The 23660-nt window shown below is 61.2% G+C and carries 23 protein-coding genes; 14 read left to right on the plus strand and 9 right to left on the minus strand.

The window, feature by feature from the left end:
* Nucleotides 1-34: 34 nt before the first annotated feature.
* The 4 genes from M3P21_RS15835 to acs all read right to left on the minus strand — a co-directional run bounded on the left by M3P21_RS15835 (nucleotide 35) and on the right by acs (nucleotide 4935).
* The gene (locus tag M3P21_RS15835; RefSeq protein ID WP_249711376.1) at nucleotides 35-1825 is read right to left on the minus strand and encodes a sodium:solute symporter family protein; all 1791 of its coding nucleotides are present in this window, start codon (nucleotides 1823-1825) and stop codon (nucleotides 35-37) included.
* 5 nt (nucleotides 1826-1830) lie between these two features.
* Entirely contained in the window at nucleotides 1831-2115 is a 285-nt protein-coding gene (locus tag M3P21_RS15840) for a DUF4212 domain-containing protein (RefSeq protein ID WP_249711378.1), read from the minus strand.
* A gap of 172 nt (nucleotides 2116-2287) precedes the next feature.
* A complete protein-coding gene (locus M3P21_RS15845; protein ID WP_249711380.1) occupies nucleotides 2288-2971 on the minus strand; it encodes an adenylate kinase in 684 nt (227 codons plus the stop codon).
* Nucleotides 2971-4935 (minus strand): acetate--CoA ligase, encoded by a 1965-nt coding sequence (acs, locus tag M3P21_RS15850; protein ID WP_249711381.1) that lies wholly within the window; start codon nucleotides 4933-4935, stop codon nucleotides 2971-2973. Before acs ends, M3P21_RS15845 begins: the two co-directional genes overlap by 1 nt.
* A 468-nt stretch (nucleotides 4936-5403) precedes the next feature.
* On the opposite strand from acs, the gene dctP reads away from it, so the two are divergent.
* Complete coding sequence (gene dctP, locus M3P21_RS15855; RefSeq protein WP_249711382.1) at nucleotides 5404-6420, plus strand: TRAP transporter substrate-binding protein DctP; 1017 nt, start codon at nucleotides 5404-5406, stop codon at nucleotides 6418-6420.
* A 15-nt stretch (nucleotides 6421-6435) separates the two neighbouring features.
* On the opposite strand, the gene M3P21_RS15860 is transcribed toward dctP, so the two are convergent.
* Together M3P21_RS15860 and M3P21_RS15865 are read right to left on the minus strand one after the other, a co-directional pair.
* A complete protein-coding gene (locus M3P21_RS15860) occupies nucleotides 6436-7020 on the minus strand; it encodes an exonuclease domain-containing protein (protein WP_373320049.1) in 585 nt (194 codons plus the stop codon).
* Nucleotides 7017-7700, minus strand: a complete 684-nt coding sequence (locus tag M3P21_RS15865; RefSeq protein WP_283781005.1) for a TetR/AcrR family transcriptional regulator — start codon at nucleotides 7698-7700, stop codon at nucleotides 7017-7019. Before M3P21_RS15865 ends, M3P21_RS15860 begins: the two co-directional genes overlap by 4 nt.
* Between M3P21_RS15865 and M3P21_RS15870 the strand changes: the two genes are divergently transcribed.
* From M3P21_RS15870 to M3P21_RS15905, 8 genes are all read left to right on the plus strand, one after another.
* Entirely contained in the window at nucleotides 7699-8577 is an 879-nt protein-coding gene (locus tag M3P21_RS15870) for a haloalkane dehalogenase (RefSeq protein ID WP_249711384.1), read from the plus strand. The two genes, M3P21_RS15865 and M3P21_RS15870, sit on opposite strands and share 2 nt — an antisense overlap.
* Before the next feature lie 140 nt (nucleotides 8578-8717).
* Nucleotides 8718-9749, plus strand: coding sequence for a LacI family DNA-binding transcriptional regulator (locus M3P21_RS15875; protein WP_249711386.1), 1032 nt, complete (start codon nucleotides 8718-8720; stop codon nucleotides 9747-9749).
* 94 nt (nucleotides 9750-9843) lie between these two features.
* Entirely contained in the window at nucleotides 9844-11148 is a 1305-nt protein-coding gene (locus M3P21_RS15880; RefSeq protein WP_249711387.1) for an ABC transporter substrate-binding protein, read from the plus strand.
* A gap of 125 nt (nucleotides 11149-11273) precedes the next feature.
* Entirely contained in the window at nucleotides 11274-12152 is an 879-nt protein-coding gene (locus M3P21_RS15885; protein ID WP_249711389.1) for a carbohydrate ABC transporter permease, read from the plus strand.
* A gap of 10 nt (nucleotides 12153-12162) precedes the next feature.
* A complete protein-coding gene (locus tag M3P21_RS15890; RefSeq protein ID WP_249711391.1) occupies nucleotides 12163-12993 on the plus strand; it encodes a carbohydrate ABC transporter permease in 831 nt (276 codons plus the stop codon).
* Nucleotides 12994-13005: 12 nt separating this feature from the next.
* Nucleotides 13006-14010 (plus strand): ABC transporter ATP-binding protein, encoded by a 1005-nt coding sequence (locus M3P21_RS15895; protein WP_249711393.1) that lies wholly within the window; start codon nucleotides 13006-13008, stop codon nucleotides 14008-14010.
* Entirely contained in the window at nucleotides 14007-14774 is a 768-nt protein-coding gene (locus M3P21_RS15900) for an L-iditol 2-dehydrogenase (protein ID WP_249711395.1), read from the plus strand. Before M3P21_RS15895 ends, M3P21_RS15900 begins: the two co-directional genes overlap by 4 nt.
* Nucleotides 14774-16264: a mannitol dehydrogenase family protein gene (locus M3P21_RS15905; protein WP_249711397.1), complete on the plus strand. Its 1491-nt coding sequence runs from the start codon at nucleotides 14774-14776 to the stop codon at nucleotides 16262-16264. Before M3P21_RS15900 ends, M3P21_RS15905 begins: the two co-directional genes overlap by 1 nt.
* Nucleotides 16265-16282: 18 nt before the next feature.
* On the opposite strand, the gene M3P21_RS15910 is transcribed toward M3P21_RS15905, so the two are convergent.
* Nucleotides 16283-17488, minus strand: coding sequence for an MFS transporter (locus M3P21_RS15910; protein WP_249711399.1), 1206 nt, complete (start codon nucleotides 17486-17488; stop codon nucleotides 16283-16285).
* Nucleotides 17489-17664: 176 nt separating this feature from the next.
* On the opposite strand from M3P21_RS15910, the gene M3P21_RS15915 reads away from it, so the two are divergent.
* Nucleotides 17665-18003 carry a hypothetical protein gene (locus tag M3P21_RS15915; RefSeq protein ID WP_249711401.1) on the plus strand — a complete coding sequence of 113 codons (339 nt, stop codon included), beginning with the start codon at nucleotides 17665-17667 and terminating at the stop codon, nucleotides 18001-18003.
* A 24-nt stretch (nucleotides 18004-18027) separates the two neighbouring features.
* On the opposite strand, the gene M3P21_RS15920 is transcribed toward M3P21_RS15915, so the two are convergent.
* On the minus strand, nucleotides 18028-18579 hold the full coding sequence (locus tag M3P21_RS15920) for an LOG family protein (RefSeq protein ID WP_249711403.1): 552 nt from the start codon (nucleotides 18577-18579) through the stop codon (nucleotides 18028-18030).
* 129 nt (nucleotides 18580-18708) lie between these two features.
* On the opposite strand from M3P21_RS15920, the gene M3P21_RS15925 reads away from it, so the two are divergent.
* The 4 genes from M3P21_RS15925 (at nucleotide 18709) to M3P21_RS15940 (ending at nucleotide 22946) form a co-directional block, all read left to right on the plus strand.
* Nucleotides 18709-20085, plus strand: a complete 1377-nt coding sequence (locus M3P21_RS15925) for a LysM peptidoglycan-binding domain-containing protein (RefSeq protein ID WP_249711405.1) — start codon at nucleotides 18709-18711, stop codon at nucleotides 20083-20085.
* Nucleotides 20086-20109: 24 nt separating this feature from the next.
* A complete protein-coding gene (locus M3P21_RS15930; protein WP_249711407.1) occupies nucleotides 20110-21936 on the plus strand; it encodes an ABCB family ABC transporter ATP-binding protein/permease in 1827 nt (608 codons plus the stop codon).
* 107 nt (nucleotides 21937-22043) lie between these two features.
* Nucleotides 22044-22370 carry a hypothetical protein gene (locus tag M3P21_RS15935; protein ID WP_249711409.1) on the plus strand — a complete coding sequence of 109 codons (327 nt, stop codon included), beginning with the start codon at nucleotides 22044-22046 and terminating at the stop codon, nucleotides 22368-22370.
* A gap of 168 nt (nucleotides 22371-22538) precedes the next feature.
* On the plus strand, nucleotides 22539-22946 hold the full coding sequence (locus M3P21_RS15940) for a DUF2147 domain-containing protein (RefSeq protein WP_249711411.1): 408 nt from the start codon (nucleotides 22539-22541) through the stop codon (nucleotides 22944-22946).
* 139 nt (nucleotides 22947-23085) lie between these two features.
* Here the strand turns inward: M3P21_RS15940 and M3P21_RS15945 are convergent, their stop codons facing one another.
* Nucleotides 23086-23631, minus strand: a complete 546-nt coding sequence (locus M3P21_RS15945; RefSeq protein ID WP_249711413.1) for a P-loop nucleotide/nucleoside kinase family protein — start codon at nucleotides 23629-23631, stop codon at nucleotides 23086-23088.
* Between the last annotated feature and the right edge of the window lie 29 nt (nucleotides 23632-23660).

A 23660-nucleotide genomic window follows, 5' to 3' on the forward strand; every position in this document is an offset into this window, starting at 1 on the left:
CGTTACAGGGAGGGTAAAGGGCCCGCCCGGCATATCAGTGATCCGCCGTCGCGGCCGCTGCCCCACGGGGGATGCGCACGCTTTCGACCAGATCCTTGATCTCTTGCGGGGTCTCCTTGGTCATGCCGGCAACCACATAGGCCACGCCGAAGTTGACCATGGCACCGATGGCACCGAAGGAGGTCGACTTGATCGGACCCAGCAGCGGATCGGCATCGGTGAAGGAGTTGGTGCCCGGAATGAACAGCCAGCCCTTGTGCAGGAAGATGTAGACCAGCGTCACGGTCAGACCCGCAAGCATACCCGCAACTGCACCGACATTGTTGATCTTCTTCGAGAAGATACCCATCATCAGCGCCGGGAAGATCGAGGCAGCCGCCAGACCAAAGGCCAGGGCAACCGTCTGTGCCGCAAAGCCTGGAGGGTTGAGACCCAGATAGGTTGCCACCACGATGGCCACGGCCATTGCGATCCGCGCCGCCAGAAGCTCACCTTTTTCGCTGATTGCCGGGTTGATAGAACCCTTGATCAGGTCGTGGGACACCGCCGACGAGATCGCCAGCAGCAAACCGGCAGCAGTGGACAGAGCAGCCGCCAGACCACCAGCCGCGACCAGACCGATCACCCAACCCGGCAGGTTGGCGATCTCGGGGTTGGCCAGAACCAGGATGTCGCGGTTGAACTTGGTCAACTCGTTGCCGACCCAGCCCTTTTCAGCGGCCAGTTCCTGCATCTTTTCCGACTTGTCGTTGTAGTACTGGATCTTGCCGTCGCCGTTCTTGTCTTCCCAGTCCAGCAGACCGGTTTTCTGCCACGTGGCCATCCAGTCATAGCGCGCATCATTGTCGATCTGCTCGACCTTCACGGCGCCACCGTCGATGCCACCATTGGGCCACATCATGTCGGTGATGTTCAGACGCGCCATGGCACCCACAGCCGGGGCCGTCAGATAGAGCAGCGCAATGAACACCAGCGCCCAGCCAGCCGACCAGCGGGCATCGGACACTTTCGGCACGGTGAAGAAGCGCATGATCACATGCGGCAGTCCAGCGGTACCGATCATCAGCGACAGGGTGAACAGCACCATGTTCAGTGTGTTCGAGTGGTGTGCGGTGTATTCCGCGAATCCCAACTCGGAGACAATCGCATCCAGCTTGGTCAGCAGCGGCTCGGTGGTGCCAGCGGCGTCGCCAAACAGGCCAAGCGCCGGAACCGGATTGCCAGTCAGCTGCAGCGAGATGAAGATCGCCGGGATCGTGTAGGCGGTGATCAGCACGCAATATTGTGCCACCTGCGTATAGGTCACGCCTTTCATGCCGCCAAAGACCGCATAAGCGAACACCACGCCCGCGCCGATCAGCAGACCGGTGGTGTTGCTGACTTCGAGGAAGCGACCAAAGGCCACGCCGACACCGGTCATCTGACCGATCACATAAGTGACCGAGGCCACGATCAGGCAGATCACGGCCACCACGCGCGCGGTCGGGCTGTAGAACCGGTCGCCGATGAACTCGGAGACGGTGAACTTGCCGAACTTGCGCAGATAGGGCGCCAGCAGCAGGGCCAGCAGAACATAGCCGCCGGTCCAGCCCATCAGGAAGGACGAGTTGTCATAGCCGGTAAAGGCAATCAGACCCGCCATCGAGATGAAGCTGGCCGCCGACATCCAGTCCGCCGCCGTGGCCATCCCGTTGGTGACCGGGTGCACGCCGCGCCCGGCGGCATAAAATTCAGATGTGGACCCCGCACGGGCCCAGATCGCGATGCCGATATAGACCGCGAAAGACGCGCCTACAAACAGCAGGTTGATGGTAAACTGATCCATGACGCTTACTCCTCATCCACGCCATATTCGGCGTCGAGTTTGTTCATCCGCCAGGCGTAGAAAAAGATCAGGCCCAGAAAGACCAGGATCGAGCCTTGCTGCGCGAACCAGAAGCCCAGATCGGTGCCGCCGACGCTGATGCCCGAGAGCATCGGGCGCAGCAGAATGCCGAAACCGAACGAGACAAGAGCCCAGATCACCAGGCTCACAAGAATGATCCGCACATTCGCCTGCCAATAGCCTTTGTCAGCCTCGGCAACTTGCGCGGAGTTTGTGGTTTGATCCGCCATCGCGGGTCCTCCTTGCTTCCTCCTGATTTGCCCGGGGATCGGGCAAACCTCCTCCGTTTGCCTGCGCCGCTTCACTGGCTACAGGCATGACGTCACCGGTCCGCCAAAGCGGTCAGTCCGGATCTTTCATCAGGGGGTGGGGCAGGGGTTGACCCGGCCCCGGTCTTCTCGCCTAGCGCATCGCCCCCTTGACGATGGTGGCAAGGCCGCGGGCGATCTCGTCGATCTCGCCCATGGCGTTAATTCTCTCCAATACGTCCCGGCTGTCGTAATAGGTGATCAGCGGGGCTGTCTGGGTGTGATAGGCGCGCAACCGGCTGGCGACCGTTTCGGCGTTGTCATCGGCGCGGCGCTTGAACTCGGTATGGCCACAATTGTCGCATTTGCCGTCGGTTTGCGGGGTCTTGAACGTGTCGTGATAGCCCTCACCACAGCCGCCGCAGGTGTAGCGGCCCGAGATCCGGGTCACCATCGCGTCGTCGTTCACCTCAAGGCTGATGGCGGCGCTGACCTTCTGGTTGTTTTTGTCCAGCAGCGTATCGAGCGCCCTGGCCTGCGCATCGGTGCGCGGGAACCCGTCAAGGATCACGCCACCGGCGCAATCAGGTTCCGCCAGACGATCGCCCAGGATGGCGATGACGATCTCGTCGCTGACCAGGCCGCCGGCCTCCATGACCTCTTTGGCCTGCTTGCCAGCCTCGGTTCCGGCGGCGACAGCGGCGCGCAGCAGATCACCGGTCGACAGCTGGATCAGCCCGAACTGCTCTTCCAGCTTGCGGGCCTGCGTACCCTTGCCCGCGCCCGGAGGCCCGAGCAGGATCAGAACGGCGGGGGTGGTGAGAACCTGGGTCTCCATCACTTCACCGCCCGGTTTTCGATCAGGTCCTCGACGACCGAGGGATCGGCCAGTGTCGAGGTGTCACCCAGAGCGCCAAAGTCATTCTCGGCAATCTTGCGCAGGATGCGGCGCATGATCTTGCCCGAACGGGTTTTCGGCAGGCCAGGCGCCCATTGGATCACATCCGGGCTGGCGATCGGTCCGATCTCGGTGCGGACCCAGGTGCGCAACTCTTTGAGCAGATCATCCGATGGTTCACGGTCATTCATCAGGGTGACATAGCAATAGATGCCCTGACCCTTGATATCATGCGGGTAGCCCACCACAGCGGCCTCGGCCACGGCAGCATGGGCGACCAGCGCGCTTTCGACCTCGGCGGTGCCCATCCGGTGGCCCGAGACGTTGATCACGTCATCGACGCGCCCGGTGATCCAGTAATCGCCGTCCGCGTCGCGGCGGCAGCCGTCACCGGTAAAGTAATAGCCTTTGTAATCCGAAAAATAGGTCTTTTCGAACCGCTCATGATCACCCCAGACGGTGCGCATCTGGCCGGGCCAGCTGTCCTTGATGCACAGAACACCCTCGACTCCGTTGCCGGTGATCTCGACTCCCGATTGCGGGTCCAGAACCACCGGTTCGATGCCAAAGAATGGCTTCATCGCCGCGCCGGGTTTCATCGCGTGGGCGCCGGGCAGGGGGGTCATCAGATGGCCGCCGGTCTCGGTCTGCCACCAGGTGTCGACGATCGGGCAATTACCCTTGCCGACCACGTCGTTGTACCAGGTCCAGGCCTCGGGGTTGATCGGCTCGCCGACAGTGCCCAGCACCTTGAGGTCACTCAGGTCGCATTTCTCGACAAATTCCGGTCCCTGACCCATCAGCGCGCGGATCGCGGTGGGGGCGGTGTAGAACTGGTTCACCTTGTGCTTTTCACAAACCTGCCAGAAGCGGGAGGCATCGGGCCAGGTCGGCACGCCCTCGAACATCAGCGTGGTGGCGCCATTGGCCAGCGGGCCATAGACGATATAGCTGTGGCCGGTGACCCAGCCCACATCGGCCGTACACCAGTAGACGTCGCCATCATGGTAATCGAAGGTGATCTCATGGGTCATCGCCGCATAGACCAGATAGCCGCCGGTGGTATGCACCACGCCCTTGGGCTGCCCGGTCGAGCCCGAGGTATAGAGGATGAACAGCGGGTCCTCGGCACTCATCTCGGCGGGAGCGCAGGTATCGCTCGCCTCCAGCGCCATCTCGTTATAGTCGAAATCGCGCCCGTCGACCCAGGTGGTCTGGCCGCCAGTGCGCTTGACCACCAGGCATTTCACCGTGTCCTTGCAATGTAGCAGGGCGGCGTCAGCATTGGATTTCAGCGCCGTTTTGCGCCCGCCGCGCGGGGCCTCGTCGGCAGTGATCAGCACCTTGGCGTCAGAGCCGTTGATCCGGGCCGACAGTGCATCGGGCGAGAAGCCCGCAAAGACGATGGAATGGATCGCACCGATCCGGGCGCAGGCCAGCATCGCGTACGCGGCCTCGGGGATCATCGGCATGTAGATGACGACGCGGTCGCCCTTGCGCACCCCCAGCGAGGACAGCACATTGGCCATCTTGCAGACGCTGCTGTGCAATTGCTTGTAGGTGATGTGCAGGGCAGGCTCGTTGGGATCATCCGGTTCCCAGATGATCGCGGTCTGATCTCCGCGCGTCGCCAGATGCCGGTCGATGCAATTGGCTGACACGTTCAAGGTGCCATCGGCGTACCAGTTGATATTCACATTGCCGAAGTCGTAGCAGACGTCTTTCACCTGTGTGTATGGCTTGATCCAGTCGATCCGCTTGCCATGCTCGCCCCAGAACCCGTCTGGATCGGCGACCGAGGCCGCGTACATCTGGTCGTATTTGGCCGCGTCCACATGGGCATGTGAAACGGTCTCTGCCGATGGCGCATAGGTCCGTTTTTCGGTCAGCGTGTCGGTCGTCATCTGAGGCTCCTCCCAATGACTGTTTTCGTTGATCGCATTTTTCACCCAATATGCAGGGGATTGTCGATCATGTTCCTTCCTTGCCGAAAGTATAGGCGAGTTTGAAAATATTAAAATAAAGTCATGAAAATTAACGATTTGTCTGTAAAGAATTTTTACTGATCGGTGATCAAGTGTAAATGAATTGAAAACAATGTCCGCAAGGCCTCTGAAATGATAAGAAAATTGCTGTCAACATCGGCACGGGTCCACTGCGTGCCTTTGGGTGCGCATTGGCGTGATTCTGGTGTTGCCGTGCAGAAATCGGGCGATACGAGTCGGAAGTGCGGGGGATGGGGGCTTGTAAATGGCCCTGCTCGACCAGTTCCGAGTCGCGCATATCCCGGGCCTTGGCAGCGGCGCGATGTCGACCTAGTCTGCCCTCAAAGACATGTCCGCTGCAGCAGTGGACCGACCGGGAGGGAACTGATGAAAACCTGTCTGACCGCAGCCGCTTGCACGGCGCTGGGGCTTGTCCTTGCGACACAATCCGCGGCAACCGAATGGAACGCCTCGGTCTGGGGCAAGCGCCGCGCCTTTACCGAACATGTAGAAAAGCTGGCTGAACTGGTCAGCGAAAAAACGGGTGGCGAATTCACCATCAACGTCAGCTATGGCGGCTTGTCGAAACCGCGCGAGAATCTGGACGGGATCGAAATCGGCGCCTTCGAGATGGCGCAGTTCTGTGCCGGCTACCACCGCGACAAGAACCGCGCGATCACGGTTCTGGAACTGCCCTTCCTCGGTGTGAACACGTTGGAGGAAGAGGTGGCGGTCAGCCACGCGATCTATGATCATCCGGCGGTGCTGGGCGAGATGGCGAAATGGAATGCGCGGATCATCATGACTTCACCCATGCCGCAATACAATCTGGTGGGCACCGGCACTCCGCCCGATGCGTTGGTTGATTTCGACGGGATGCGCGTGCGCGCCACCGGCGGTCTGGGGCAGGCCTTCGAGGCGGTGGGCGGCGTGCCGACCTCGGTCGCGGCGACCGAAGCTTATGGCGCGATGCAGTCGGGTGTTGTCGACACGGTCGCCTTTGCCCAGCATGCGCATCTGAGCTTCGGCACCATCAACGAGGCTGACTGGTGGACCGAGAACCTCAATCCCGGCACGGTGAATTGTCCGGTCGTGGTCAATATCGAGGCCTACGAGGCACTGCCGCCGGAACATCGCGACGTGCTGAACAGTTCGATCGACGAGGCGATCGCGCATTACCTTGTCAACTATGGCGAACTTCTTGAAACTTGGGACAGCGTTCTGAAAGAAAAGGGCGTGACAAAGGCGAAGGTTCCTGACGAAGTCATCGCCGAGTTCAAGGCCAAGGCCGCCGATCCGATCCGCGAGCAGTGGATTTCCGATATGAGCGCGCAGGGCCTACCGGCGCAGGATCTTTATGACCTGGTGCAGTTCACTCTGAACGCCAAGCGCGGCGGCAACTGAGTTCAGCACCACCGATCAGAGCGGCAGCGACAGTTGGAACGGCGCAAGCACCGCAGACGCCTTGCCTGGTGTATCGGCCAGGCGTTGCTCGGCCCGCAAGACCACCTGAGCCGCTGCGCGCGCATCCTCTTCGGCGTCGTGATGTCGGAAGTCCAGGTCGAGCACTGTTTTCAGATTGCCCAGCCCGTGCCCGCCATTGCCCTTCAACTCGGGCCACGCCACACGGGCGATGGAGACGCTGTTGTTCCAGGACAGTCGGGCACGCGGCAACCCATGTGCCCGGCAGGCGGCGGCGATGGCGTGTTCATCGAACCGGCTGTGCTGGACCAGCGGATGACGTGCGAGCAGGGGCAGTAGATCGGGCCAAACACCCGCGAATGTCGGTGCCCCCCGCACTGTGTCCGGGCCGATGCCGTGCAACTCGATGTTGAAGGGGGCAAAAGGCATCTGCGGGTCGATCAGGGTCGACCAGGTCTGAATGCTGTGATCGGCGCGCACGCAGGCCAGGCCGATCTGGCAGATGCTGGCGCTGTCACCGCAGGCGGTTTCCACATCCAGCGCGATGAAGCGGAACGCGCCGCCGGGCAGGGGCACCGTCACCGCGACACTCCGCGCAGGCGCGCCTTGAGCGAGGCCAAAAGCGTGTCTGTGTAGCAACGCAGGATAGCGACGTCGTCGGTCAGCCGCGAATATGACCACAACCCCTGCGCTGAAATCATCGTGTAGCGGGCCAGATCGTCCAGATCGGCGGCGCTCAGGGGGCCGTCCGCCCCGTTCTCATGGGCGAGCGCCTTGCGAAACCCGGTCACGAGCCGCATGCAATGCGCCTCCAGCTTTTTGCGGGTGGCTTTTTCGGTGGGGTCGATCTGGGTCAGCGTGTTGCCCACAAGGCAGCCGATGCCGACCCCGTCCATTGACTCGAACCCGGTCAGCAGATTGTCGAAATAGGCGCGGATGGCGTCGATCCCGGCATCCTCGGCCTCGACCGGAGCGAAAACGGGCGTCACGACGCTGTCCTGATAGCGGTCCAGACAGGCATGAAACAGCTCCTGCTTGCCGGAAAAATCACTATAGATTCCGCCCCGGCTGACCCCGGTTTCCCGCACCAGATCGCCCATGGAAACAGCATGATAGCCGATCCTCCAGAAGGTTTTCATGGCATTGTCCACAAGGGCCGCGCGGGAATGTGATCGGGTTCTGGGCATGTTTCCTCTTGTTTTGGAATGGTCGTTCCAATACCTTTCCGCCGACTCAAGCGCAAGGGCCGAGGGGCAGATCATGACTACGGGTTTTCGTGACAAAAAGAAATTCGCGACCGTCCACGGCAAACGGATGGCTTATATCGAAGAGGGTGAGGGCGACCCGATCGTGTTTCTGCATGGCAACCCCACCTCGTCCTACCTGTGGCGCAACATCCTGCCGCATCTGGCTGGCAAGGGCCGTCTGATCGCGCCCGACCTGATCGGAATGGGTGATTCCGGCAAGCTGGATGACAGCGGCCCTGATCGCTACACCTATGTGGAGCACCGCAAATACTTGTTCGCCCTGCTTGACCAGCTGGACGTGCGCGAAAACGTGACGCTTGTGCTGCATGACTGGGGGTCCGGGCTGGGGTTTCACTGGGCTCATACGCAGCCGGAGGCCATAAAAGGCATCTCCTTCATGGAGGCCATCGTCGCGCCGGTACCGGGATGGGACAGTTTTCCCGCAGAGGCCCGCGAGATATTTCAAGCCCTGCGCTCACCCGCCGGGGACGAAATGGTGCTGGAGAAGAACCTGTTTGTCGAAGCGATCCTGCCCGGCTCGATCCTGCGCGATCTGAGTGACGCGGAAATGGCCGAATACCGCCGCCCCTTTGCCGCTTCCGGCGAGGGCCGGCGCCCGACGCTGACCTGGCCACGCCAGATTCCCATCGCGGGTGACCCTGCGGATGTGACCGCGATCGTCTCGGATTACTCCGCCTGGCTGGCACAGACGCCGATCCCGAAACTGTTCGTCAATGCCGAGCCCGGCGCGCTGATCGCAGGGCCGGTCCGTGATTACGTGCGGGCCTGGCCAAACCTGTCCGAGGTGACCGTGGCGGGCAGCCATTTCATTCAGGAAGATTCACCCGATCAGATCGGCGAAGCCATTCGGGACTGGCACGCGGCGCTCTGATCTGTATGGGATGTGCGACCGGGAGGGCGTCGGTCACACAAGCGACAAAACTTTTCTCGCGTTATTTTTTGCGATATGTTCATCAGCGGGCGGGGCGTATAGTGTCGCCGTGATTAAGGCTTGGAATGGATGCGCGCGCGATGGGTGGGAACAAGATTCGCAACATGGAAGAATTTGCCGCGCTCAGCGGCATCTCGCGCCCGACGGTTTCGAAATACTTCAATGATCCCGGCAGTGTCCGTGCCTCGACACGGGCGCGGATCGAGGCCGCGCTGGAAGAGCACGACTATCGCCCCAACATCTATGCGGTCAACCAGAACCGCCGCCTGACCAAGAATATCGGCATTGTGGTGCCGTATCTGGCCGATCCGTTCTTTGCCGAAATTGCCCGAAAGATCGAGCTTCGCTGTATCGAGGCGGGCCTGTCTCCGATCCTGTTCAGCGCCCATGGCGAAAAGGACCTGGAGGTCGACATTCTGGACAGTCTGCGCTCGATGAAGCCGGCTGGTGTGCTTCTGGCGCCGCTCGGGCGTATTTCCGATCGAGGCGTGATCGAGAAATTCTGCCGCGATGTGCCAACGATCCTGTTCGATAGCAATCTGGACGGAATTGGCGAAGCCTTTGTGGGATCAGATAATTTCAGCTTTGTGTCGCAAAGCGTGGAATATCTGACACGCACCGGAAACCCGCCGATCCTGTTCGAGATGGTCCGCCCGGCCAACCCGAACGCGAACAAACGCCGCAAGGCCTATGTGTCGATGATGGAGCGGTTGGGATTTGACCCGCAGATCTTTCAGGCCGAGGGGGATGGCTGGGGATTCGAGGAAATCGGATACAAGGAGGGGCTGCGGTTTCTGGATCAGAAACCGGGTCGGACCGATACTGTGCTGTGCAGCAACGACCGGCTTGCGATCGGGTTTCTGTCGGCCTGTTTCGAACGCGGCATACCAGTAGGGCGCGGCGAAACCTGCACCTTGCGCGTGGCGGCACATGACGATCATCCGTTTTCTCGCTTCACCTGCCCATCGCTGACAACCGTGGCCCACGATTATGATCAGGTCTCCAACAAGGTCATTGAGATGTTGTTTCAACTGATCGAAAGCGGCGGGCATTTCGAGAACAGGTCAGAGCACCTCTACCCGGCGAAGCTCGTTCTGCGGTCTTCGGCCTGATCGGATAAAAGTTTACGCGCGTAAAGTTTTTGTTGACTTGCCTCCCGATCAGGACGTAGGGTCATACCCAACATCCAACACAGGGAGGAACAGGATGTATCTCAAGGCATCAATGGGTGCGGCGACTGCCATGGCGCTTGTCATGGGCTCGGGAGCTATTGCCGACACCATCACCATCGCGACCGTCAACAACGGCGACATGATCCGCATGCAGGGTTACACGGACGATTTCACGGCCAAGACCGGCCATGAGGTTGAATGGGTCACGCTGGAAGAGAACGTGCTGCGTCAGCGGGTCACGACCGATATCAGCACCAAGGGCGGCGCATTCGACATCATGACCATCGGCATGTATGAAACGCCGATCTGGGGTGCCAATGGCTGGCTGGTCCCGCTTGACGGTCTGTCCGAGGACTACGACGTCGACGACATCCTGCCCGCGATGCGCGCCGGGCTGAGCCATGACGGCACGCTCTATGCCGCGCCGTTTTATGGCGAAAGCTCGATGGTGATGTATCGCAAGGACCTGATGGAAAAGGCCGGGCTGGAAATGCCCGAGGCCCCGACCTGGGAATTCATCCGCGAAGCCGCGGCGGCAATGACCGATCGCGACGCCGAGATCAACGGCATCTGCCTGCGTGGCAAGGCCGGCTGGGGTGAGGGCGGTGCCTTTATCACCGTCACCGGAAACTCGTTTGGCGCCCGCTGGTTCGACGAGGACTGGAATGCGCAGTTCGATCAGCCTGAATGGGCTGACGCGCTGAACTTCTTTGTTGGGATGATGTCGGAATCCGGTCCTCCGGGCTATGCGACCAACGGGTTCAACGAAAACCTGTCGCTGTTCCAGCAAGGCAAATGCGGCATGTGGATCGACGCAACCGTTGCGGCATCCTTCGTGACCAATCCTGACGATTCAACCGTGGCCGATCAGGTGGGCTTCGCTCTGGCGCCAAATACCGGTCTGGGCAAAAACGCCAACTGGCTCTGGGCCTGGGCGCTGGCCATTCCGGCCGGGTCGCAGAAACTGGAGGCGGCGCAAGCGTTCCTCGAATGGGCGACATCGAAAGACTATATCGAACTGGTCGCTGAAAACGAAGGCTGGGCCAATGTGCCTCCGGGTGCGCGGACATCGCTTTATGCGAACCCCGATTATCAGGCCGTGCCGTTTGCCAAGATGACGCTCGACTCGATCAATGCGGCTGACCCGCAGAATCCGACCGTCAAACCGGTGCCCTATGTCGGTGTCCAGTTTGTCGCCATCCCCGAGTTCGCCGGAATCGCAACCGAGGTCAGCCAGGAATTCTCGGCTGTCTATGCCGGGCAGCAGAGTGTCGACGAAGCGCTGGCCAAGGCCCAGGCGCTGACCAACGACGCCATGGAAGCCGCCGGGTACCGCTAAGGCGACCGGTCGCGCCAAAAACACGCAGAGGGCGCCATGCCCGCCCTCTGCTCCCCCATCCCTTCATATTCACTGTAAGATTCGCCCGAGGCGGTCCCCTGACCGTCAACAGAGGAGGTGTTTCCATGGCTACGCAGCATTCCAGATCAGCCGCCCGCCTAATGATGGCCCCTGCGGTTGTCCTGCTACTCGGCTGGATGTTGATCCCACTTTCAATGACCCTGTTCTTTTCCTTCAAGAAATACCTTCCGCTGCGCGGCGACTCGATGGCCAACGGCCTCGAATGGGTCGGGTTCGCAAACTACACGCGGTTCGTCGGCTCCAGTGCGTTCTGGCCAAGTGTTCAGGCCACGCTGACCATCGTTGGCGGCGTTCTGATCATCACGGTGGTTCTGGGCGTCCTGCTTGCGCTGCTGCTCAATCAGCCGATGTGGGGGCAGGGTGTGGTCCGAATTCTGGTCATTGCCCCGTTCTTTGTCATGCCGACCGTGTCCGCGCTGGTCTGGAAGAACATGTTCATGGACCCGACCAACGGATTGCTGGCCTATTTGTGGAAGTTTTTCGGAACCGAGCCGATTGCATGGCTCAGCCAGGCCTCGCTGCCGTCGCTGATCATGATCGTGTCCTGGCAATGGCTGCCCTTTGCAACGCTGATCCTGCTGACCGCGATCCAGTCGCTGGACGGCGAGCAGCTTGAAGCGGCGGAAATGGATGGCGCGCCTTCGATCAAACGCTTCTGGTTCATCGTCCTGCCGCATCTGAGCCGCGCGATCACCATCGTGATCCTGATCCAGACCATCTTTCTGCTGGCGATCTTTGCCGAGATCTTTGTCACCACCGGTGGCGCTTTCGGAACCAAGACGCTGTCTTATCTGATCTTCCAGCGGGTGCTGGAAAGCCAGAATGTCGGGCTCGGATCGGCAGGCGGTGTCTACGCAATCATTCTCGCCAATATCGTTGCCATCTTCCTGATGCGCATCGTCGGCAAGAACCTGGACGCGTGAGGAGGACCCCATGGCACGCTCTGTTACGCAAAACCGCAAGATCATCAATACCGCCGCCGCCTGGGCAGTCGGATTGCTGATCTTCTTCCCGATCCTCTGGACCATCCTCACCAGCTTCAAGACCGAAGCGCAGGCCATTTCCGACCCGCCAGTATTCCTGGCCTTTGACTGGACGCTGGAAAATTACGGCGTGGTCATGGAGCGGTCGAACTACATGCGGTTCCTGTGGAATTCGATCGTCATCGCGGGCGGCTCGACCATCCTGGGGATCATCATCGCGGTACCTGCCGCCTGGTCGATGGCTTTTGTGCCCTCAAAACGCACCAAGGACATCCTGCTCTGGATGCTGTCGACCAAGATGCTTCCGGCGGTTGGTGTGCTCTACCCGATCTACCTGCTGTTCATCAAACTGGGGCTTCTGGATACCAAGTTCGGTCTGACCATCGTGCTGATGCTGATCAACCTGCCGATCATTGTCTGGATGCTTTACACCTACTTCAAGGAAATCCCCGGCGAGATTCTGGAAGCGGCGCGGATGGACGGGGCCAGCCTGAAGGACGAGGTGCTTTATGTGCTGACCCCCATGGCCATACCCGGCATCGCCTCAACGTTGTTGCTCAATGTCATTCTGGCCTGGAACGAAGCCTTCTGGACGCTGAACCTGACCGCGGCCAAGGCGGCCCCGCTTACGGCCTTCATCGCCAGCTACTCCAGCCCCGAAGGCTTGTTTTATGCCAAGCTCAGCGCGGCCTCGACCATGGCGATTGCGCCAATCCTCATCCTTGGCTGGTTCAGCCAGAAACAACTTGTCAGCGGCCTGACCTTCGGCGCCGTCAAATAAGGAAACTGACCAATGGGACAAATTCAACTGAACCAGGTGACCAAAAGCTTCGGCGACGTCCAGGTCATTCCGCCACTGGATCTGACCATCGAAGACGGAGAGTTCACGGTCTTTGTCGGGCCTTCGGGCTGCGGTAAATCCACCCTTCTGCGTCTGATCGCGGGGTTGGAGGACATCACCTCCGGGCACATCGCCATCGACGGCACAGACGCCACCGATGTGCCGCCTGCCAAGCGTGGTCTGGCCATGGTGTTCCAGTCCTACGCGCTTTATCCGCATATGTCGGTGCGCAAGAACATCGCCTTTCCGATGCGCATGGCCGGGATTGATCAGGCCGAGCAGAACCGGCGGATCGACGCCGCCGCCAAGGCGTTGAACCTGACCGACTATCTGGACCGGCGTCCGGGTCAGTTGTCGGGCGGGCAGCGCCAGCGGGTCGCCATCGGACGGGCCATCGTGCGCGAACCTGCGGCGTTCCTGTTTGACGAGCCGCTGTCCAATCTGGACGCCGCCCTGCGGGTCGGCATGCGGCTGGAAATCAGCGAGATGCATGAACGGCTCAAGACCACGATGATCTACGTGACCCATGATCAGGTCGAGGCGATGACCATGGCCGACAAGATCGTCGTGCTGCGCGCCGGGATCGTCGAACAGGTGGGCAGCCCGCTTGAGCTTTACCAACGGCCCGGCAACACCTTTGTCGCCGGGTTCATCGGCTCGCCCAAGATGAACCTGATCGAGGGCCCGGAGGCGGCCAAGCACGATGCGGCGACCATCGGCATCCGGCCCGAGCATATCGATATCTCGGAAACGGAAGGCACCTGGCAGGGCACCGTGGGTGTGTCCGAACATCTGGGCTCCGACACGTTCTTTCACATCCAGAGCGGGCTGAGCGCTGAGCCGCTGACGGTTCGCGCCGGTGGCGAGCGCAAGTTGAAATACGGGACCGAAGTGTTCCTGACCCCGCAAATCGAACACCTGCATCGGTTCGACCAGCACGGGCTCAGGATCGCATGAAACGGCTGGACGGCAAAACGGCCTTGATCACCGGCGCGGCCCGAGGCATCGGGCGCGCCTTCGCCGAGGCCTATCTTGCCGAGGGTGCCAGGGTGGCGATTGCTGATATAGACATCGCCCGCGCCCGCGAAACCGCCGGTGAGATTGGTGCGATTGCGGTCCATATGGATGTAGCCGATCAGGCCAGCATCGAGGCGGGTGTGGACACGACCATCGCCGAACTGGGCCATATCGACATCCTGATCAACAATGCCGCCGTGTTCACCGCCGCGCCGATCACCGAGATCACGCGCGCGGATTACACCCGCACCTTCGACATCAATGTCGCGGGCACGCTCTTCACGCTGCAGGCGGTCGCCAGGCATATGATCGCGCGCGGGCAGGGCGGCAAGATCATCAACATGGCCTCGCAGGCGGGACGGCGGGGTGAGCCTCTGGTGGCCGTCTACTGTGCCACCAAGGCCGCTGTGATCAGCCTGACGCAATCGGCGGGGCTCAACCTCATCGACCATGGGATCAACGTGAACGCCATCGCGCCCGGTGTGGTCGATGGCGAGCATTGGGACGGCGTGGATGCGTTCTTTGCCCGGCATGAGGGCAAGGCACCGGGGCAGAAGAAGCGCGAGGTCGCTCGGGCCGTGCCTTATGGCCGGATGGGCGTGGCCGAAGATCTAACCGGCATGGCGGTGTTTCTGGCCAGTTCCGAGGCCGACTACATCGTCAGCCAGTGTTTCAACGTGGATGGCGGGCAATGGATGAACTGATGAAAGATACGTCTCCCGTACCCGGGCTGAGCCTGGCAACGCTTGCTGGCATGCCGGACCATATCGACAGACCGCGCTATGACCGGCGCGACCTCAGCCCCGGCATCGTCCATATCGGGCTTGGCAATTTCCACCGTGCCCATCAGGCGTGGTTTCTGCACCGGTTGATGCAACGGGGCGAGGCGCTGGATTGGGCGATCCTCGGTGCGGGCGTGCGGCCCTATGATGCGGCGATGCGAGAGAAGCTGCGCGCGCAGGATTGCCTGACGACCCTCATCGAATTGGCCCCCGATAGCCGCGCTGCTGAAATCATCGGCCCGATGATCGACTATCTGCCCATAGAAGACGGGCACGGCGCGCTTATCCGGGCCATGGCCGATCCCGCGATCCGGATCGTTTCCCTCACGGTGACCGAAGGCGGCTATTTCATCGACGGCGCCACTGGCGGATTCGACGTCAATCATCCCGAGATTCAACATGACGCGGCCAATCCGGGCGCACCCAAAACAGCCTTTGGCGCGATGATTGCCGCGCTTGAGATGCGCCGCGCTGCGAACGTTCCGCCTTTCACCGCGATGAGTTGCGACAATCTGCAAGGCAATGGCCGCATCTTGCGAAACCTGGTCGTCGGGCTTGCCCGATTGAGCGATCCCGAGTTGGCCCGCTGGATCGACACCGAAGGCGCGTTTCCAAACTCGATGGTCGATTGCATCGTGCCCGCCACCGGTCCCGGCGAGTTGGCGCTCGCACGCGAAATGGGCGTCGCGGATGCGGTGCCGGTGCCCCATGAGAACTTTCGCCAATGGGTGATCGAAGACAGCTTTGTAATGGGTCGCCCCGATTGGAACACAGCGGGCGCCACCTTCTCCGAGGACGTGCATCCCTATGAGATGATGAAGATCCGGGTGTTGAACGCCGGACATCAGGTGGTCGCAAATGCGGGCGTGCTGCTGGGTGTCGAGACCATCGCGGACTGCCTGTCCCATCCGCTGATCAAGGCGCTGTTCCGCAAGGTGGAACGCACAGAGATCGCGCCTTATGCCGCCCCGGTTCCGGGTATGACCCCAGAGGCTTATGTCGATCTGGTCGAACACCGTTTCGCCAATCCAGCGATTCGCGACACCACCAGGCGGGTGGCATTCGACGGCTCTTCGCGACATCCCGGTTTTGTCTTACCGATCCTGCGCGATGCGCTTGCCGCAAGTGGCCCCATCGACGGGCTGATGCTGGTCGAGGCGCTCTGGGCGCGGATGTGCGCGGGTACCTGCGAGGATGGAACGGTGATCGAACCGAACGACCCCGCATGGGATCATCTGGTGCCGATCGCAATCCGCGCCAAGGACAGCCCGCAGGTCTGGCTGCAAGAGACCGGGCTTTATGGCGCGCTCGCAACGGATGCGCGGGTGGTGCGGGCCTTTGAACACTGGCTCACGCTCATTTGGCGGGACGGTGTGCCCGTGGCGCTAGAATCCTATATTGGGTCCCCCTAGGGACCATGAACACATGCGTCATTCGTTCACGGCGCTTTGAGTCCAGAGCCGCCGTGCGGCAAGCAGGCTGAGCGCGCAAATGCCACCAAGCGCGAAAAAACTCGGGGCAGGGCCGAAGCGGGCCAGCAACCAGCCGGTCAGCGGATAGGCCAGCAGCCAGCAGGCATGCGACAGGGTGAACTGGGCGGCAAACAGCGCCGGGCGGTCCTCGGGCGGGGCAGAGCGGCGCAGCAGGCGGCCCACCGGTGTCATCACCCCCGAATACCCAATCCCGATCACGACCCACCCGGCAAGCAGACTGCCCGCCGTCAGACCGGCAAGGGCTGCGATGCTTCCCAGCCCAAGACAGGTTGCGACCGAAAGCAGGGTACTGCCCATCATGACAGATCGGTCGGGGCGGTGTTCCAATAGCTGTGGCAGAATCAGTGCCGCCGCCATCGAACCCGCGCCGAAACTTCCCAGCGCCAGCGCCACCATCGTCTCGCTCAGACCCAGTGTGCTGCGGATCAGGACCACGGTGTTGACCAGAACCATACCGCTCACCATCGCCGCCGACAGGCTCAGCGCCAACAGCCCGCGCAGGTGCGGCAGGCTCAGGTAGAGGCGGATGCCGCGCGTGGTGCGGTCCCAGATGCCCCGCCGGATGGCCGGTTTCGGCGAGGGCAGGACCAGCGCCCCGATCAACAGCGCCGAGGCGATGAAGCCGACCGTCGTGCCCCAGAACAGCGTGTCGAAACTTACCAGCATCAGCAGTGCTGCTGCCAGGGCCGGGCTGGCGAGGTTTTCCAGATCATAGGCCAGCCGCGACAGCGACAGCGCGTTGGTATAGTCGCGCTCATCGGGCAGAACGTCCGGGATCGTGGCCTGAAACGCGGGTGAAAACCCGGCCGAGGCCGCCTGCAGCACAAAGATCAGCGCATAAATCTGCCAGATCGCGTCGACAAATGGCAGACACAGGGCCGCCGCCGCCCGCACCAGATCCAGCGCAATCAGCATCTTGCGCCGGTCCAGTTGCTCGGCAAAAGCGGCCGCAATCGGTGCCAGCCCCACATAGGCCAGCATCTTGATGGTCAGCGCCGTGCCCAGCACCACCCCCGCCTGCGCCCCGGCCAGATCAAAGGCCAGAAGGCTCAGCGCAACGGTGGCAAGACCGGTGCCCAGCAGCGCAACCACCTGCGCGGCAAAGAGATTTCGATAGGTCCGGTGGCGCAGAACGCTCAGCATGTCAGAGCTCCGTCAGGGGAAAGTCGTCATGATCGCGTCGGGTCATGGCGCAGCCTTATCCGGTCGGTTGCCTATGTCAAACAGGCGCGATCACATGCGGGTCATTGGCTCAAATCCCGGACACAATGGCGCGATACGGTATTTTCGAACAAAAACGGTTTCCCTATGTCATCAGAATGGAACCGGACTTCAAAATCGAATGGGACGGACCGCGCTCGCGCTACCACGAAACACGCGTACGAGAGCAGGTTTCCCAGCGGGCGCAGTTTCTTGGCGATCCGTCCTTCCCGCGCGGCTGCAGCTATCTGCGTGTTCCGCTGGTGCCACAGAAACATGATGGTCCGGGCATCGACTGCCATTGGGACGAGGACCGCCATGTGCTGGTCTGCTTTATGGATCTGGAAGACGGCCCGCTGCCGGAAGAGCTTGAAGCCTTTGTCAGCCCGAGCGACGAGAGGCCCGAAGAGGTTTCGGCCACGGTTTTTACTCTCGACCGGCCAAGGCGTTTGAATTGAACCCGAGAGGTCGGCCTTCTGGAATCACCCAAAAGCCTGCCGCAATGCCTCCATCGCCTCGTCCGGGTCAGTGACCCAGGTCAGGAACGCGCCAAGCGACGGGTCGGCGAAGCCCTGCTCGATCGTGCGGTCTACCAGCGCGCGCAGCGGATCCCAGTAGCCTTCGATATTCATCACCAGGATCGGCTTGTCATGCAGGCCCAACTGCTGCCATGTCAGCGCCTCGAACAGCTCGTCCAGCGATCCCGGCCCGCCCGGCAGAACCACAACCGCGTCGGCGTTCATGATCATTACCTTCTTGCGCTCATGCATGGTCTCGGTGACCACATAGGTGGTCAGGTCGGATTTTCCGACCTCGCGCCGCACCAGATGCTCGGGGATGACACCGAACGTGTCGCCGCCGGCAGACTGAGCCGCGCGCGCGACCTCTCCCATCAGGCCCACATCACCGGCACCATAGACCAGCCGCCAGCCCTCGCGCGCCAGCAATGTGCCGAAGCTGCGGGCGGTCTGCATATAGGCAGGCATTGCTCCGGACCGTGATCCGCAATACACACAGACGGATTTATTGTTCATGGTCGGGCCTTTCGCTGGCAGAATGAGACGATACTGCCTGATAACGGGGCGCGAGGGCGGGCTCAACATCATGCGCGCATTTCCTGTCGGCGGCGACAGGAACCGGATGGCAAAGACGGAAGGACCGACATGGCCGAAAATGCTGGCGACAAAGGATCGGGCAAAGCGACCTGGATCATTGTTGCGGGTGGCGTCGCGGTTGCGGGCGCGGCGGCGATCTATTTTCTGTCTCCGCCGGATCAACCCGCACCGGACCCGGCTGTCATTGCCGAGACGGCAACCGGCGCGGTGGCAGAGGATGCTCCGATTGCAACCGCACCCGCCGAGACGGACGCACCCGATACGGACAGCACTGCCGAGAACGCGCCGGAGGGGCCTGCCAGCCCGGATGATGCTGACATCTCTGCCGATCCTGCCAGTGACGCAGAAAGCGCCGAAGCACCGGTCGCCGTGCCCGATGATCTCGACGCGCCTGAGCTTGATCTGATCCGGGTCGCCCCGGACGGAGCGACCATTCTGGCCGGGCGCGGGACACCCGGCAGCAAGGTTAAGGTGCTGGTGGACGGGGATGAGGTGCATGCCTTCGAGGTCGACCAGAGCGGGCAGTTTGCGGCCTTTTTCCCGATTGTTCCGGGGAACGCGCCCCGGACCCTGACCTTGCAGACAGAACAGGGCGATCAAAGCACCCTGTCGGACGATTTCCTGATCGCTGCGTCACCCGAGGCAGCGCCCGAGCAGGTGGCCAGCGCCGACCCGCCCACCGGGCAAGACGCCGAAGGTGATACCGCCGCGCCGCCTGCGCAGACCACTGAGCCCACCGGGACAACCGATGCGCCGTCGCAGACCACCGAGAGTGCCGATGCCGCCTCCACAGGTGAGGAACGGACAACACCAGAGGCTTCCGGCCCCGAGGCGGAGACCGGCAGTGACGAGACTGTTTCGGCGGAGGTTGCGCCAGCAGAGGCGCCTGCCATCCTGCGTTCCGGCGAAGAGGGTGTCGAACTGGTGCAATCGCCCCAGCAACAGGACGCCACAGCACCTAGCCTGCAACTGGACACGATCGGCTACACCAATCAGGGTCAGGTCGAGCTGACCGGTCGCGCCGCGCCCGGGGCCACGGTGCGGGCCTATCTGGACAATCGTGCGCTGCGGGACCTGAGTGTTGGCGAGGATGGCCGCTGGCGTGGCGAGATCGCCGGGATCGACCCCGGCACCTACACGCTGCGCCTCGATGCGCTGGGCAAAGGCGGCAAAGTGATCGACCGGCTGGAAACCCCGTTCCGGCGGGAAGCGCCCGAACTTCTGGTCGCCTCGGATACTGATGTCGCGACCCAGACCGCAACCATACGCGCCGTCACCGTCCAGCAGGGCGACACGCTCTGGGCGATATCGCGCGATCGCTATGGCGACGGGGTGTTCTATGTGAAAGTGTTCGACGCGAACCGGGACAGCATCCGGAACCCGGATCTGATCTATCCGGGGCAAATCTTCAACCTGCCGGAGTGATCTCTGGTCCCAGCAGAGCCAGCCATGAAGCCAGCAAGCGCGACCCAGACCAAACAGGACATCACCGAGACGGAGCGCCGCTCGGGCTGGCGCACGATCCGCAAGGTGACGCCCTATCTCTGGCCCGAAGACGAGCCCTGGGTCAAACGTCGGGTGGTCTGGGCCATGGCGGCGCTGGTATTTGCCAAACTGATCGCGGTTTACACGCCAATCCTCTACCGCAACGCGGTGGACACTCTGGCCGGGGATACGCAATCGCAACTGCTGCTGGGCGCGGTGGGGCTGACCGTGGCCTATGGCGTGGCGCGGATGATGACCGTGGGGTTCCAGCAATTGCGCGATGCGCTGTTTGCCCCGGTGGGCCAACGCGCGCTGAGGGCATTGGCGCTGGAGACGTTCCAGCATATTCACCGCCTGTCGATGCGCTACCACATCACCCGCAAGACCGGCGGGCTCAGCCGGATCATCGAGCGCGGCGTCAAGGGCGTGGACTTCCTGCTGCGCTTTCTGCTGTTTTCCATCGGTCCGCTGATCCTGGAACTGGTGCTGGTCGCCATCATCCTGATGTGGCTTTTCGATGTCTGGTATCTGGTCGTCGTTGCCGTCACCATTGGCTTCTACATCTGGTTCACCTTTGCGGTGACCGAATGGCGGGTGAAGCTGCGCCGCGAGATGAACGAGCAGGACACCGAGGCCAACCAGCGGGCCATCGACAGCCTGCTGAATTTCGAAACCGTCAAGTATTTCTCCGCCGAGGAGCGCGAAGCGCTGCGCTATGACCAGTCGATGGGGGCCTATGCGCAAGCCGCTCTCAAGACCGCCTATTCGCTGGCCTTCCTGAATTTCGGGCAATCCCTGCTGATCACCTGCGGGCTGGTGGGCGTGATGGTGATGGCAGCACTTGGCGTACAAAGCGGCCAACTGACCGTGGGCGATTTCGTGATGGTCAACGCCTATATGATCCAGATCACCGTGCCGCTCAATTTCCTCGGCACGGTCTATCGTGAGATCCGCCAGTCGCTGGTGGATATGGGCGAGATGTTCGAGCTGCTGGAACAACCCGCCGAGGTCAGCGACAAGCAGGGCGCCCCCGCGCTTGCAGTGAATGGAGGCGAGATCAGGCTGGAGGATGTGCATTTCGGCTATGAGGCCGATCGCGAGATCCTCAAAGGCGTCTCGCTTGCGGTGCGTGCCGGACAGACCGTTGCCATAGTCGGTGCCACCGGGTCGGGCAAATCGACCATCGGGCGGCTGCTGTTCCGGTTCTATGACGTCACGGCGGGCGCGCTGAAGATCGACGGTCAGGATGTGCGCGACGTGACACAACAAAGCCTGCATGAAAATATCGGCGTGGTGCCGCAGGATACGGTGCTGTTCAACGACACGATCCGCTACAACATCGCCTATGGCCGCGCCGATGCCACCCAGGACGAGGTCGAGGATGCCGCGCGCGCGGCACAGATCCATGACTTCATCGCGCAACTTCCCGAAGGCTATGAGACCAAAGTGGGCGAACGCGGGCTGAAACTGTCGGGCGGTGAGAAACAGCGTGTGGGGATCGCCCGCACATTGCTGAAAAACCCGCCCATCCTGTTGCTGGATGAAGCGACCAGCGCGCTCGACACCGAGACCGAGCAGGAGATCAAGGATGCGCTGGCCCGCGCCGGTGAGGGGCGCACGGTGATCACCATCGCGCACCGCCTCAGCACCATAGCCGAGGCCGACCGGATCGTGGTTCTGGACGCGGGAAAGATTGCCGAGCAGGGCACCCATGATGAACTGCTCAGCCACGACGGGCGCTACGCGCAGCTCTGGTCGCGCCAGCAAAGGGACAGCGACGAGGCAGCCTGACATCGGCCGCGTGCGCCGAGTTTCCGCAGGCATTGCGGTTGTATTCCGTCGCATCCGCAGTCTAGATGCGGGTGGAACATACCACTTTGACCAACAGGACCTCCGCGATGAAAAAACTTCCTCTTCTGGGCGCGATCGCTCTGCTGATTGCAGCCCAGACACCTGCCTATGCCGATGATCTGGAATTCATGCTGGCCAACGAAAGCAGCGCCGATCTGGTCGAGTTCAACATTTCCAGCGCATCATCAGATGACTGGGAGGAAAACCTGCTTGAGGGCGGATACCTCGCGCCCGGATATGAGTCCGGCGTGCTGATCGCCGACGGGCTCAGCACCTGCATCTACGACCTGCGCGGTGTCTTTGCCGATGGCTCCGAGGTCGAGGATTTCAACCTCAATCTCTGCGATCTGGGCGGGTATACGTTCACCGATTGATCGTCGACCCTGTCACTGAATACCACCCGGACGGCTGCGCCAGATAATGGCGCAGCCTTTTTTTGCGGCCATGCCCTCTCGTCGACGGGGCGGGGACAGGTTTGAGCGGCACCGATTGCATGTTAGACTGGGTGGAGTTTCGTTTCGGCAATTTGACGAGGTTCGATCATGTTACCTGTTCTGCGGAATGCTTTGTCCGCATCGGTGTTCGGTGTTGGCATCTTTTTTGCCACCGTTGCCTTTGCCGGTGATCCCATCATCGGCACATGGAAGACGGAACCGGACCGAAAGGATTTGATTTCCCATATCCAGATCACCGCCTGCGGCGACAAGTTCTGCGGCAAGATCCTCAGCGCCTATGACAAATCCGGCAAAGAAGTGCAGACCAAGAATATCGGCAAGAGGTTGTTCTGGGACGTGGCCAGCGAGGGCGGCGGCAAATATGGCGGCGGAGAATTCTGGGTGCCGCTGGTCAATGTCGAGGCGGTTCCCACCATGGTGCTGGACGGCGATCAGCTGAAGGTCAAGGGATGCAGCCACCATGTCTGCGGACATCAGACCTGGTCCCGGCTTTGATCGTTCGGTCAGGCAGGAACGGGCTAGCCAGGAGTTCAGCAACAGGGCCGCTTGGGTTTTATCCTGAATGGCAATGGTGGCGGATGTTCGCTTTTTTGCGGGACGAAGCGGACTTTCGCTGTGCATGCATCAACGACAGCTATCGGTCGTCGCACAACGCTACTCGAATGTCTTCGATCAAAGAACTGATGTTCAACGGATGCTCCGTTTGGACCTCAACCAGATTGCCTACACCTAGCGGAAACCGGTGTGACCATGTTGCCATCCGCTGAGCAAGTTCGTCGGCGTCACTTTGTGAATCCAAATGGCCCGGATGTCTTGTTCTGGCAAGAAATCTCTTGAGAGCGACTTTTGGAGAGCACTGACAGACAACTTCGACAATTCGCTCGTATTCTTGGTCCAGCCAATCCGATGGTGTTCCACTCTCGTCGCTGTCGCCCAGGGAGCGCCAATGTGATACGAGGACAACTGATTCTGATCGCATAGCCGCATCTTTGAAAGCATGATCGCTTTGTCTACTAAGCTGCTTCCGGTGATCATGAGAACGAACTTCGAAGCACTCATAAAGCTTCTCAAGGAAATCGTCTTTGTCGTGAAGATCAAAACCTAAATGCTTTGCTATCTCGCGGGCAATTGTCGTTTTGCCACTCGCAGGAAGCCCCGTTACAATCACGCCAATTTTCATAGACCGCATAATTCCCCTGAATTCCACAT

Origin of the sequence: Ruegeria spongiae, from assembly GCF_023502395.1 — a bacterium.
Lineage (GTDB): Bacteria > Pseudomonadota > Alphaproteobacteria > Rhodobacterales > Rhodobacteraceae > Ruegeria_C > Ruegeria_C spongiae.